Here is a 12125-nt window from a genome sequence, read left to right on the forward strand (position 1 = left end):
ATCCCGCCGGGCATGATCGTCGTGCCGGGGTCACGCGACATTCTCTGCCGACTGCTGCGGGCCGGGGTAATCCCTGTACTTGCGCTGCGTGGCAATGTGGTCCGCGACATGCTTCGCATCGTGCCAGACACCCCAGATGAAGCTGGACCCGCGCCGGGATAGCCAGGGCAGACCAACGAAGTAGACACCCGGTTCGGATGACACGCCACGCTGGTGCCGGGGCTTGCCCCTTTCATCGAAGGCGTCGACCTGCAGCCAGGAGAAGTCCAGCGCGAAGCCCGTCGCCCAGATGATCGACGTGATCCCGGCCCGGGCCAGATCAAGCTCCAGTATCGGGTTCTTCACGCAGTCGGGATCGGGCAGGAACCGACGCGCGTCAGGCTCTTCCGGCAGGTCAAGGCCGTTGCGCCGGACATAGGCATCCGCCTTGTCGAGAAGCGACAGGTAATACGCATCGCCGCGCGCGATGTTTTCCGCAAGGTTCGGCTGGAACGACACCTTCCCGGCCGCGATGCCGCCCGTCAGGCCGACCAGAGTGACGCCTTCATGTGCGAGGCGGCGGAAGTCGACGGTCCTGCCGCCATAGGCGCCGCTGACCGCGATCGTGACATGTTCCGTGCCGGGCGCCATCGCCTCGATGTCCCACAGGCCAAGCACACCCAGCCACCATACGAAATCGCGACCGCGATAGGCGCGCGGCGGACGCTCATGCGCCCCGACCGAAAGATAGACCTGGCGTCCCGCACGGCGAAGTTCGTCCGCGATCTGGGTTCCCGACGACCCCGCCCCGACCACAAGGACCGCGCCATCGGGCAGCTGCGCAGGATTGCGGTAATTGGCCGAGTGGATCTGGAACAGGCCCCCGTCCTTGGGGGCGATCGCAGGGATGACGGGCCGCTGGAACGGCCCGGTCGCCGACACGACCCTTTCGGCCTCGATCACGCCTTGCGACGTTTCCACGGCAAAGCCGGGCCGTCCTTCGTTGCGCGTCACCTTCAGGACCTCGACGCCGCAGCGGATCGGGGCCTTGATCCTTTCGGCATACGCGACGAAATAGTCTGCGACCCTTTCCTTCGGCACGAAGTCCTCGGGCCCGTCGCCGGAAAACTCCATCCCCGGAAAACGGTCGTGCCAGGCAGGGCCGTTGGCGACCAGCGAGTCCCAGCGTTGGGTCCGCCAGCGTTCGGCGATGCGATCCCGCTCAAGCACGATGTGCGGGATGCCGGCGTTTCCCAGATGCTCGCTCATCGCGACGCCGGCCTGACCTGCGCCGACGACCAGCGTGTCAATTTTTTCCGTTGCCATTGCCGTTCCCTTCCTGGCGGCCAGCCGCCCCGCCGCCGCTTGCGTTTCACTGGATCGGGGCGCCTGGCGCACCCCGCGTTCCGGGCAGAAGGTGAGAGAACTTTGCTTTGGCGACAAGTAATAGGTTCATCCGCCATGATTAGGATAAATCTAAGCAGCTTTCCGCAAGGCGCGGATCAGTCGAGGAAAGGGACAGCCATGCCGAAGGTGTCGGCCAGCAGGACGAAGTTCAGGCTCAGAACCGCCGCAGCGCCCGCCAGCGCGCAGATGCGCAGAACGGGGCCGATCGCGAAATCCCGCATCACCGAGCGTCGGGACGAGAAGATGATGAGAGCGATCATCGGCACGGGAAGTGCTATCGACAGCACGACCTGGCTGACGACCAGCGCCTGAGTGGCATTCACGCCTGCCGCGACGACGGCAAAGGCCGGCAGCATCGTCACCAGGCGGCGCACCCAGATCGGCACCCGGATGTGCAGGAAACCTTGCAAGATCATCTGGCCCGCCATGGTTCCAACCACGGAACTGGAAATACCCGAGGCGATCAGCGACGTCAGAAAGATCCCGGCGGCGGCGGCGCCCAGAAGCGGGGTCAGCGTGTGATAGGCGGTCTCGATCTCGGCCACCTCGGAGTAGCCCAGGTGGAAGGCACTGGCGGCCATCATAACCATGGCCATGTTGACAAGACCGGCCACCGCCAAAGCGACCACGACCTCGACATTGGAGAAGCGCAGAACCTTGCGGCGGTCCTCGTCGTCCTGGATATCGGCCCGCGCTTGCGTCAGGCCAGAGAGCAGGTAGATCGCGTGCGGCATGACGGTGGCGCCGATGATCCCCACGGCTATGGTCAGGGCGGCAGCATCCGGCAGCGCGGGCTGCAGGATGCCACGCCCCGCCGCACGCCAGTCGATCGGTGCGATCAGGATCTCTGCCAGGTAACAAAGGCCGATCAGCCCGACAAGCGCGGCGATGACGATCTCCATCGGGCGGAAGCCGCCGCGTTCAAGCACGAGAATGGCATAGGTGATGATCGCCCTGATCGCCATTCCGACAATCAGCGGCAGATCGAACAGCAGCGCCAACCCGATCGCGCCGCCCAGGAACTCCGCAAGGTCCGTCGCCATGGCCGCGACCTCGCTGACCGCCCACATGGCCCAGACGATGGTGCGCGGAAAGCTGTCGCGCGAAAGCTCCGCGAGGTTCTTGCCGGTGACGATGCCAAGGCGGGCCGAAAGCGCCTGAAACAGCATCGCGATCAGGTTCGCCAGCACGACGACCCAAAGCAGCGAGTAGCCGTAACCCGCGCCGGCCTGGATGTTGGTCGCGTAGTTGCCCGGATCCATGTAGGCGACCGATGCGATGATCGCCGGGCCCGCGAACACAAGGCGGCTGCGCCATCCGCGCAACTCCCCTTTCAGGGCTCGTCTCTCAGGCGACGCTGGAGGTTTTCGAGGACTTCCTGTCGCGCCGGGCATCTGGGGACAGCGCCTGAAATGGAAGGCGCCGGGGACAGCCCCGGCGCCGTGATCCTTGCTGTCGCCGCACCTTGCCAGCGCGGCGCCAATCGCTGCCTTATCCCAGCGAAGCGATGATCGCGTTGAAGGTGGCGGAGGGACGCATCACCTTCGCGACCTTTTCAGGGTCGGCATGGTAGTAGCCGCCAAGATCGGCTGGCTTGCCCTGCACCGCCGCCAGTTCGGCAACGATGGCGTCCTCGCTCTCGGCCAGAGATTGCGCAACAGACTTGAACCGGGAAGCCATATCCGCGTCATCGCTCTGCGCGGCCAGCGCCTCGGCCCAATAGCGCGCGAACCAGTAGTGGCTGTCGCGGTTGTCCGGCTGGCCGACCTTGCGGCCGGGCGAACGGTCGTGGTCAAGAATGCCCTGCGTCGCGGCGTCCACAGCGTCACCCAGCACTTTCGCCCCTGCATTGCCCTTGGCCTCGGCCAGGAAGCGGAAGCTTTCGCCCAGCGCGCAGAACTCGCCCAGCGAATCCCAGCGTAGGTGGTTTTCCTCGACCAGCTGCTGAACATGCTTGGGGGCAGAGCCGCCGGCCCCGGTTTCGAACAGCCCGCCGCCCTGCATGAGCTTGACGATGGACAGCATCTTGGCGCTGGTCGCAAGTTCAAGGATCGGGAACAGGTCGGTCAGATAATCGCGCAGCACGTTGCCGGTGATGGCGATGGTGTTTTCGCCCTTCGTGATCGTTTCCAAGGAGGCCCGGGTGGCTTCGCGCGGGGCCATGATCTCGAACTTGTCGGCGACGCCCTTGGCTTCCAGGATGGGCTTGACGTATCCGATGATCTCGGCGTCGTGCGCACGTTCGGCGTCCAGCCAGAAGATCGCTCGGTAGCCGGTCAGGCGCTGACGGTCGATCGCCAGGTTCACCCAATCCTCGATCGGCGCCTTGCGGGCCGAGGCCGACCGCCAGATGTCGCCAGCCTCGACCTTGTGTTCATGAAGAACGGTGCCGTCCTCAAGGATCATGCGGACAGTTCCGGCTTCGGGTATCTCGAACGTGGTCGGGTGGCTGCCGTACTCCTCGGCCTTCTGCGCCATCAGGCCGATGTTCTGCACGGTTCCGGCGGTAGCCGGGTCAAGCTTGCCGTTCGCCTTGAAGAACTCGATCGCAGCGTCATAGACCGGCGCGTATGAATTGTCGGGGATCACGCAGACGCAGTCCGCCTCTTTCCCGTCAGGGCCCCACCCCTTGCCGCCAGCGCGGATCAGCGCGGGCATCGACGCGTCGATGATGACGTCCGAGGGCACGTGCAGGTTGGTGATGCCCTTGTCCGAGTTCACCATGTACATGGGCGGGCGTTCGGCCATCACCGCGTCGATCGCGGCCATGATTTCCTGGTCGCCCTTCACGCGGGCCAGAAGGTCGCCCAGTCCCGAATTCGGATTGACGCCAAGCGCCGCCATCCGCACGCCGAACTCCTTGAACACCGGGGCAAGCCAGGCCTTCACCGCGTGACCGAAGATGATCGGGTCCGACACCTTCATCATCGTGGCCTTGAGGTGGATCGAGAACAGCACGCCGGACTCGGCCTTGGTCCTTTCGATCTCGGACGCAAGGAAGCTGTCCAGCGCGCTTGCCGACATGAAGGTCGCGTCGACCACGGTGCCCGCAGGATACTTGACCCCCTCTTTCAGGACGACCTCGCCCTTGGCGGTTTCAAGGACGATCCTTGCGGTCGCGGCCTTGTCCAGCGTCGCCGATTTTTCATTCGAGAAGAAGTCGTCGCCCGACATCGCCGCGACGCGGGTCTTGCTGTCCTTGCTCCAGTCGCCCATCCGGTGCGGATTGGCCTGGGCATAGTTCTTGACGGCGCTTGCCGCGCGGCGGTCAGAGTTGCCTTCGCGAAGCACCGGATTCACGGCCGAGCCCTTGATCGCATCGTAGCGCGCGCGGGCCTCCCTGTCGGCGTCGGTGGATGGATCCTCGGAGTAGTCCGGAATGTCGTAGCCCTGCGCCTGAAGCTCCTTGATCGCAGCGACAAGCTGGGGAACCGAGGCCGAGATGTTCGGCAGCTTGATCACGTTGGCCTCTGGCTGCTTGACCAGGTCGCCCAGGATCGCCAGGTCGTCGGACTGCCGCTGCGTCTCGGTCAGCCGTTCCGGGAAAGCCGCGATGATGCGGCCTGCCAGCGAGATGTCGCGCGTTCCGACCGATACGCCGGCCGCGCCGGCAAAGGCCTGAATGACCGGCAGAAGCGACGCCGAGGCCAGTTCGGGGGCTTCGTCGACTTTGGTGTAGATGATGTCGGGGGTCGAGCTATCGGCCGTCATTTCGGATCGTCCTCGCAAATGTTCTAGAATCGTTCCCATTCGTACACAATGGTATACACTGCTTCCTCAGGCGAAGCCAATGCGGCGCTTTGGCAACGCCGCAATTCGGTTGCTCTGCCTGGCGGCAGGGCATCACACCACCTGTACACTCAGCGTCCCAAGGCCGTCGATCTCCGCCTCGATCCGGTCTCCGCGTTTCACCGGCCCAACCCCTGAGGGGGTGCCCGTCATGATGACATCACCCGCGGCCAACTCAAAGTACCGCGAAAGGTAGCCGATGATTTCGGGCACCTTCCATATCATCTGGTCCAGATCGCCTTGCTGGCGCAGCTCTCCGTTGACCGTCAAGGCGATCCGGCCCCTGTCCGGGTGCCCGATTTCCGAAACCGGGTGCAGCGGTCCGACGGGCGCCGCGTGTTCAAAGGATTTTCCGATTTCCCACGGCCGGCCCAGCTTCTTCGCTTCGCCCTGCAGGTCGCGCCGGGTCATGTCCAGACCGACGGCATAGCCCCAGACGTGGTCCAGCGCCGTGTCAAGCTGAATATCGGTGCCGCCCGACTTCAATGCTACGACCAACTCGACCTCATGGTGAACATCGTCGGTCATGCGGGGATAGGGAAAGGTGCCGGATGCGTCCAGGCTGTCGGGATTCTTCTGGAAAAAGAAGGGCGGCTCACGATCGGGATCATGCCCCATCTCGATCGCGTGGGCCGCGTAGTTGCGACCGATACAGTAGATCCGGCGGACCGGGAAAGCGCCTGAGTCCACGACGGGAATCTGTGCGACGGGTGGCACCGGAAAAACAAAATCTGTCATGGGCTCTCCTTGGACGGGCGTCGCGATGGCGACCGCAACGTATTTCTGTTGCCGCATAAGGGCAACGACAAGCTTTATTGACGCCGGATGGTGAAAGACGCGCGTGCACCGTCACGGCAGCGCTGAAGGAGCCGCACGCAAATTATCAGACAGATTCTATAAGATTTACAATTCCGACAAAAACAGTAGGTATCAAGCGCGAACAGGACAGAATCGGAGTTTCCAGCCATGCGACCCAATCCGCTTTTCAGCTGCGCCCCCTTCGCGCTGCTGCTTCTGGCGCCGCCCGCATTCGCAGCCGACCGCGACGCCATCGCCCGGACTTACGCGGATATCGCCGAGGCGGGCTACCAGGACAGCCTTGCTTCCGCACGCGTGTTGCAGACGGCGGTCGAGACGCTGATCGCGGCGCCCTCGCAGGAAACGCTTGAAGCGGCTCGTGCCGCGTGGCGGATGGCGCGCGATCCCTACATGCAGACCGAGGTGTTCCGCTTCGGCAATCCGATCGTGGACGATTGGGAAGGCAAGGTGAATGCCTGGCCTTTGGACGAAGGGTTGATCGACTACGTCGACGCCGCCTATTTCGGGTCCGAGGAAAACGCCCAATCGCAGTTGAACGTCATTGCCAACCCGACCTTCACGCTTTCGGGGCAACAGGTCGATGCCTCGGCGATCACGCCTGCGCTGCTCACGGACGTGCTGCAGGAAGCGGGCGAGAACGAGGCCAACGTAGCGACCGGCTATCACGCGATCGAGTTTCTGCTGTGGGGGCAGGACCTGGTCAGCGATGCGCCCGTCGCAGGGCAAAGGCCCTGGACCGACTTCGCGCAAGGGGCGAACTGCACGGGTGGAAACTGCGACCGTCGGGCAGAATACCTGAAGGCTGCAACCGATCTGCTGGTGTCCGACCTTGACTGGATGACCGCACAGTGGGCCGAAGACGGCGCCGCGCGCGCGGCCGTGTCCTCAAGCCCCGAGGCGGCGCTTGGCGCGATCCTGACCGGCCTTGGCAACCTGTCATATGGCGAAATGGCCGGGCAGCGCGTCAAGCTGGGGCTGATCCTGCACGATCCCGAGGAAGAGCATGACTGCTTTTCGGACAACACCCCGCAAAGCCACTACTTCGACATCAAGGGCATGGAGAACGTCTATCTCGGGAAATACACCCGGATCGACGGTTCGATCGTTTCCGGGCCGGGGCTGAGGGACGCGCTGGCGGAGTCCGATCCCGCGCTGGCCCAGGCGCTTGGCGAAGAGATCGCCCAAAGCCTTGCCGCAGCCGACGACCTGCGCATTCTTGCCGCGCAAGGGCAGAGCTACGACATGCTGCTTCAGGTAGGCAACAATCAGGGCGAGGCCGCGATCAACGCCGTCATCGATGCGCTGGTCGCACAATCCCGGTCCATTGAGCGTGCCTCGACCGCACTGGGTCTTGCGGGTGTCGTCGTCGAAGGTGATGAAACGCTGGACGGTGCGGCTGAGGTGTTCCAATGACATCCATCCTCGGGCTTCGGCCTGCGGCCCTTGCGATTGCCTGCCTTGCGGGACTTCCTGGAGGGGCCCAAACCGTCGACCTGAGGGATCTGCAGCTGCCGCTTCTGCCACGCACGGCTGACGAAGCCGCCCGTATCAGGGCCGTGACGGCACCGACGGGCGATTTCACCGCGCCTGAGCGGTTCGAGGCAAAGCCGGCCGGCGCCGCCACAGTGCGCGCGCGGTCGACCGCGGACGCTTTCTCCGACCCTTCAGCCAACATCGGGCTGGAGGGTCGGATGACCTTCAACCTGGGCAACGGCCTTTTCACCAAGCCATGGGTCTCTGCCCCCTCCTCCACCGCTTCTTCCGACGGGCTGGGGCCGCTTTTCAACGCGCGCGCCTGTCAGCTTTGCCACCTGAAGGACGGACGAGGGCTTCCGCCCGCAAGCGCTGACGAGGATGCGGTGGCCCTGTTCCTGCGCTTGTCGGTGCCCTCCGACACTTCGTCGGAAACCGGGCTTATCCCCGACTGGATCGCGACCAGCCCCGACCCGATCTACGGCGGCCAGCTGCAGAACTTCAGCCTGGCGGGCATTCCCGCCGAGGGCCGGATGCAGGTCGAGACGACCGAAGTCCCGCTGACCTTCCCGGATGGCGCGACGATCACGATGCACCTGCCAAGCTACAGCCTTGCCGATCCGGGCTACGGGGCGCCCGCGCCCGGCCTGATGGTTTCGCCCCGGGTGGCCCAGCAGATGATAGGGCTTGGCCTGCTCGAGGCGATCCCCGCGGCCGAGATCCTGGCACATGCCGATCCCGACGACGCGGACGGCGACGGCATATCGGGACGCGCGAACATCGTGATGTCACGGCGGCACCACGCGCCCATGCTGGGTCGTTTCGGTCACAAGGCAGGAATGCCGACAATCGAAGAACAAAGCGCCGCCGCATTTTCTGGCGACATGGGGCTATCGACGCCGCTTCACCCATCAGGTCATGGCGACTGCACGGCACGGCAGGCAGCCTGCGTCTTGGCCGAAACTGGCGCGGACACCGACGGGCTGGAAGTGTCGGCGGAAAACCTTGACCTCGTGACCTTCTACGCCCGCAACCTTGGCGTACCTGAACGACGCGATGTCGACGATCAGCAGGTTCTGCGCGGTAAGGCCATCTTCTACGCGGCGGGCTGTGCCGACTGTCATGTGCCCAAGTACGTCACGGGCAGAATGAAAGATGCCCCCGCGCAGTCGTTTCAGCTTATCTGGCCCTACTCCGATCTTCTGTTGCATGACATGGGCGAAGGTCTGGCCGACCACCGCCCCGAAGGACGCGCGACCGGCACCGAATGGCGCACCGCGCCGCTTTGGGGTATCGGGCTGACAGCGCAGGTTTCGGGCCGTGAAAGCTATCTTCACGACGGCCGCGCGACATCGCTGATCGAGGCTGTGATGTGGCACGGGGGCGAGGCGCAGCCGGCCCGCGACCGGGTCTACACTCTCTCGCAAGAGGATCGCGACGCCCTCATCCGTTTCCTTGGGAGCCTTTGACATGCGTATCCTGACTGCCCTCCTCCTCCTCGTCCCGCTGGCGGCGCAAGCCGATCCGGCCATCGACCGCGTGCTGGGGCAAGTCGTCACGCCGGGCCTGTCGCGGTTCGTGGCGGCGACGGACGCATTGGATCAGGCAGCGCAGGCGGACTGCCGGGCAGAATCCGCCGATCTGCGAACGGCATGGAACGGGGCGATGGATGCCTGGTTCGCCATCGCCGACCTGCGCTTCGGCCCGCTTGAAGACGGCGCACGCCGCCAGGTCATTGCCTATTGGCCGGACAAGAGCGGACACCGCCCCAAGGCGCTGTCACGGATCCTGTCAAGTCAGGACCCGGCACTGACGACGCCCGAACGCTACGGCGAACAGCCGGTGTCGGTCCGGGGGCTCTATGCGATCGAGGCGATGCTTTACGACCCGAGGTTCAACACCTACGGCGCGACGGATCCCGGATGCGCACTCGTCAGGGCCGCCACGGCCGACCTCGCCCGCACCGCGCGGGACGTCGCGACGGACTGGAACACGGGTTTTGCGGAAACGCTCAGGACCGCCGGTGAAGCCGGCAACCCGCGCTTTCTGGACGAAATCGAGGCACGGCAAGTGATCTTCACCGCGCTCCTGACATCGCTGCAGTTCGACATCACCGAACGGCTAGGCCTTCCCCTTGGCACACCCGACACCCCGCGCCCGACGCGTGCCGAAGGTCGGCTGTCGCAGCGTTCCCAGCACAACCTGGAACTGGCGCTGGCCGCGCATCAAGCACTGGCGCTTGCGCTTGTTCCCGAAGGCGCGACCATGACCGAAGAGGATTTCGAGCGGGTCCGCTGGATGGCTTCGAAACTTGACGATCCCGATTTTTCGGCTGTGGAGGACCCGATGGGCCGCTTCCGGCTTGAGGCGGTGCAAACCGCGCTGACGCTTTTGCGTGCGGAAGCGAATGAGGAGTTGTCGGCAGCGCTTGGCGTCACGATGGGTCTGAACGCCCTCGACGGGGACTAGGTCCATGACGACACGCCGCAGCTTTCTGGGATCATTGGTGGCCGCCGCGGCCCTTCCGCGCCTGGGCTGGGCGGATGCGGGCAGCCCCACGTTTCTTTCCGCGGCGCAGGAACCTGACGGCGGCCACGCGCTTTTCGGGCTGTCAGCCGACGGCCAGGACCTGTTCCGCGTCCCCCTGCCCGCGCGCGGCCATGCCGCGACGGCGCACCCGGAAGCGCCCGAGGCCGTGGCCTTCGCCCGTCGACCTGGCACTTATGCGCTGGTGCTGAACTGCGTGACAGGCGCGGTCATCGCGCGCCTTGCCGCCGCGGCCGGACGTGAATTCAACGGCCACGGCGTCTATTCCATGGGCGGAGACGTGCTTTACACCTCCGAGGTCGTCGCGGATACGGGCGAGGGCCGGATCGCGCTTTGGTCCCGATCGGACGGGTATGCGCGCGTCGGTGAGATCGCCTCGGGCGGGATCGGCCCGCATGAGATCCGCCGCCTTCCGGGATCCGAAACGCTGGTCGTCGCGAACGGCGGCATCCGAACTGGTCCGGGCGACAGGGAAAAGCTCAATCTGGACACGATGGCGCCGAACCTGACCTACCTGGCGCCCGATGGCACGATCGACGAACAGGTCCGCCTCTCACCAGGCATGCACAAGGCTTCGATCCGGCACCTGTCGCTTGACGCGATGGGCCGCGTCGCCTTCGCGATGCAATGGGAAGGCCCGATGGATCTGTCGCCCGCGCTGTTGGGACTGCACCAGCAGGGCGATCACGCGCCCATGCTTGTCCGAGCACCGGACAACAGCCACGCGGCAATGCAGGGCTATGCGGGTTCGGTCACGTTCTTCGAGGATGGCCGCAAGGTCGCGATCTCATCCCCCAAGGGCGGGCGGGTCCAGGTCTTCGATGCGCAAGGACAGTATGCCTACGAGGTGCTGCGCGCCGATGTCTGCGGTCTTGCGGCGGACGGGGATCTTCTGGCGATGACGGATGGCCACGGCGCCTTTGTCCTGATGCGGGACCGCGTTCCGGCAGGACACAGCCGCGCGAACCGCGCCTGGGACAATCACATCGTTCGTCTTTAGGCGCCGATCGCCGCCGCCTATTCCGGCTTGGGGTCGATGCCAAGACGCCCGCCGATCGCCCAGTCCTGCTTCGGCACGTCGCTGAAGATGACGTTGATCGACTGAGGATTGCCCCCGCACGTGTCGATGAAGGCTTGGGTGACGGCCGCTGCGCAGGCGCGTTTCTGTTCGACGGTCCGGCCTTCATACATTTCGATGCGGATGACGGGCATTGGGCTTCCTCTTGCGATGGTCGTATCTCAGGCGACCTTGCGCGGATGCGCGCGCGGATACCTGCGGACTTCTTCGCCGAAGCGGGCCGCCATTTCCAGCGCCAGTTTCCACGGCCCGGCGGAAATTGCGCGAAAGCCGGGCCGGCAACCGGATGCACGCAACGCCGGACAGCGCCGGGCTTTCAGCCATACATGAAACCACCCGCCAGATTTCTGAGCCTGCCGATGATCGCCGCGGCGGTCGGATGCAAAGCGCCGGGCGTGTCGCGGAAGACCGCCGCGGAATGGAACGTCGCGAAGTCAGCCTCGAGCCGCGCCTCGATCCTGTGCGCGCCGTTCGGGCCGCTGTCGGCCAGCTCGACCGTCGTCGCCTGGATGCCTGGGCCGCACAGCGCCGCCGCCACGGCAGAGTTCAGATCGTCCGGGAACAGGCTTACCGCATCGCTCAGCGGGCCTGACCAGCCCTTGCCGATTCCCGGCCTTTCGGCGCGGACGTGCAACCCGCGCGCGTTTCCCGGCGCGCCATGTCCAACGCCCGCGAACCAGGGCGAAAACAGCCGGATCGCGGTGCCGCCCCGAGCGGCAGCCCGTTCGATATCTGCGCGGAACAGCGGGTCCGCCAGGGCTGCCGCACCCACCGTCCAAAGCTCTGCGCGTGCCAGCGCGACCGGCCCGAAAGCGCGAAGCGCCTCCGGGCCGGCCGTGTCGATGACCAGGTCGGCGGGCGTGTCGAAAAACGTCCGCGGATCCCCGGTGTCGGGCAAACCGCCTCGGGTCAGTACGCGGCCAAGGGCCAGGCCGGGCGTCGCGCGGACGTATCCGATCACCGCCAGGCCGATCCGACCGGCCCCGATGATACTGATCGTCCGCGCGCCACCGGGCACAGGCGTCACGCGCGG

General features: G+C 65.3%; 10 protein-coding genes. 4 read left to right on the plus strand and 6 right to left on the minus strand.

Features of this window, described 5'->3' with window-relative positions:
- Positions 1-30: 30 nt before the first annotated feature.
- The 4 genes from OEW28_RS09800 to OEW28_RS09815 all read right to left on the minus strand — a co-directional run bounded on the left by OEW28_RS09800 (position 31) and on the right by OEW28_RS09815 (position 5913).
- Positions 31-1305 (minus strand): flavin-containing monooxygenase, encoded by a 1275-nt coding sequence (locus OEW28_RS09800; protein ID WP_263734581.1) that lies wholly within the window; start codon positions 1303-1305, stop codon positions 31-33.
- Positions 1306-1481: 176 nt separating this feature from the next.
- Complete coding sequence (locus tag OEW28_RS09805; RefSeq protein WP_263734582.1) at positions 1482-2780, minus strand: Nramp family divalent metal transporter; 1299 nt, start codon at positions 2778-2780, stop codon at positions 1482-1484.
- A 97-nt stretch (positions 2781-2877) separates the two neighbouring features.
- Positions 2878-5097 (minus strand): NADP-dependent isocitrate dehydrogenase, encoded by a 2220-nt coding sequence (locus OEW28_RS09810; protein ID WP_263734583.1) that lies wholly within the window; start codon positions 5095-5097, stop codon positions 2878-2880.
- 132 nt (positions 5098-5229) lie between these two features.
- On the minus strand, positions 5230-5913 hold the full coding sequence (locus OEW28_RS09815) for a fumarylacetoacetate hydrolase family protein (RefSeq protein WP_263734584.1): 684 nt from the start codon (positions 5911-5913) through the stop codon (positions 5230-5232).
- A 228-nt stretch (positions 5914-6141) separates the two neighbouring features.
- On the opposite strand from OEW28_RS09815, the gene OEW28_RS09820 reads away from it, so the two are divergent.
- From OEW28_RS09820 to OEW28_RS09835, 4 genes are read left to right on the plus strand one after another with little or no spacing between them, the layout of a single operon-like run.
- On the plus strand, positions 6142-7407 hold the full coding sequence (locus OEW28_RS09820) for an imelysin family protein (RefSeq protein ID WP_263734585.1): 1266 nt from the start codon (positions 6142-6144) through the stop codon (positions 7405-7407).
- Positions 7404-8936, plus strand: a complete 1533-nt coding sequence (locus tag OEW28_RS09825) for a di-heme oxidoreductase family protein (protein ID WP_263734586.1) — start codon at positions 7404-7406, stop codon at positions 8934-8936. Before OEW28_RS09820 ends, OEW28_RS09825 begins: the two co-directional genes overlap by 4 nt.
- Before the next feature lies 1 nt (position 8937).
- Positions 8938-9936, plus strand: a complete 999-nt coding sequence (locus OEW28_RS09830) for an imelysin family protein (RefSeq protein ID WP_263734587.1) — start codon at positions 8938-8940, stop codon at positions 9934-9936.
- Positions 9937-9940: 4 nt separating this feature from the next.
- Positions 9941-11014 (plus strand): DUF1513 domain-containing protein, encoded by a 1074-nt coding sequence (locus OEW28_RS09835; protein ID WP_263734588.1) that lies wholly within the window; start codon positions 9941-9943, stop codon positions 11012-11014.
- Positions 11015-11031: 17 nt separating this feature from the next.
- On the opposite strand, the gene OEW28_RS09840 is transcribed toward OEW28_RS09835, so the two are convergent.
- A complete protein-coding gene (locus OEW28_RS09840) occupies positions 11032-11244 on the minus strand; it encodes a tautomerase family protein (protein ID WP_263734961.1) in 213 nt (70 codons plus the stop codon).
- A 164-nt stretch (positions 11245-11408) separates the two neighbouring features.
- Entirely contained in the window at positions 11409-12119 is a 711-nt protein-coding gene (locus tag OEW28_RS09845; protein ID WP_263734589.1) for an aspartate dehydrogenase domain-containing protein, read from the minus strand.
- Positions 12120-12125: the final 6 nt, after the last annotated feature.

The organism is Albidovulum marisflavi, assembly GCF_025751435.1.
Taxonomy (GTDB): domain Bacteria; phylum Pseudomonadota; class Alphaproteobacteria; order Rhodobacterales; family Rhodobacteraceae; genus Albidovulum; species Albidovulum marisflavi.

Excerpts from the sequence above, each read along its gene's own strand:
- OEW28_RS09800 (WP_263734581.1), bottom strand. The coding sequence starts at position 1,305 with ATGGCAACGGAAAAAATTGACACGCTGGTCGTCGGCGCAGGTCAGGCC.
- OEW28_RS09805 (WP_263734582.1), bottom strand. The coding sequence starts at position 2,780 with ATGCCCGGCGCGACAGGAAGTCCTCGAAAACCTCCAGCGTCGCCTGAG.
- OEW28_RS09810 (WP_263734583.1), bottom strand. The coding sequence starts at position 5,097 with ATGACGGCCGATAGCTCGACCCCCGACATCATCTACACCAAAGTCGAC.
- OEW28_RS09815 (WP_263734584.1), bottom strand. The coding sequence starts at position 5,913 with ATGACAGATTTTGTTTTTCCGGTGCCACCCGTCGCACAGATTCCCGTC.
- OEW28_RS09820 (WP_263734585.1), top strand. The coding sequence starts at position 6,142 with ATGCGACCCAATCCGCTTTTCAGCTGCGCCCCCTTCGCGCTGCTGCTT.
- OEW28_RS09825 (WP_263734586.1), top strand. The coding sequence starts at position 7,404 with ATGACATCCATCCTCGGGCTTCGGCCTGCGGCCCTTGCGATTGCCTGC.
- OEW28_RS09830 (WP_263734587.1), top strand. The coding sequence starts at position 8,938 with ATGCGTATCCTGACTGCCCTCCTCCTCCTCGTCCCGCTGGCGGCGCAA.
- OEW28_RS09835 (WP_263734588.1), top strand. The coding sequence starts at position 9,941 with ATGACGACACGCCGCAGCTTTCTGGGATCATTGGTGGCCGCCGCGGCC.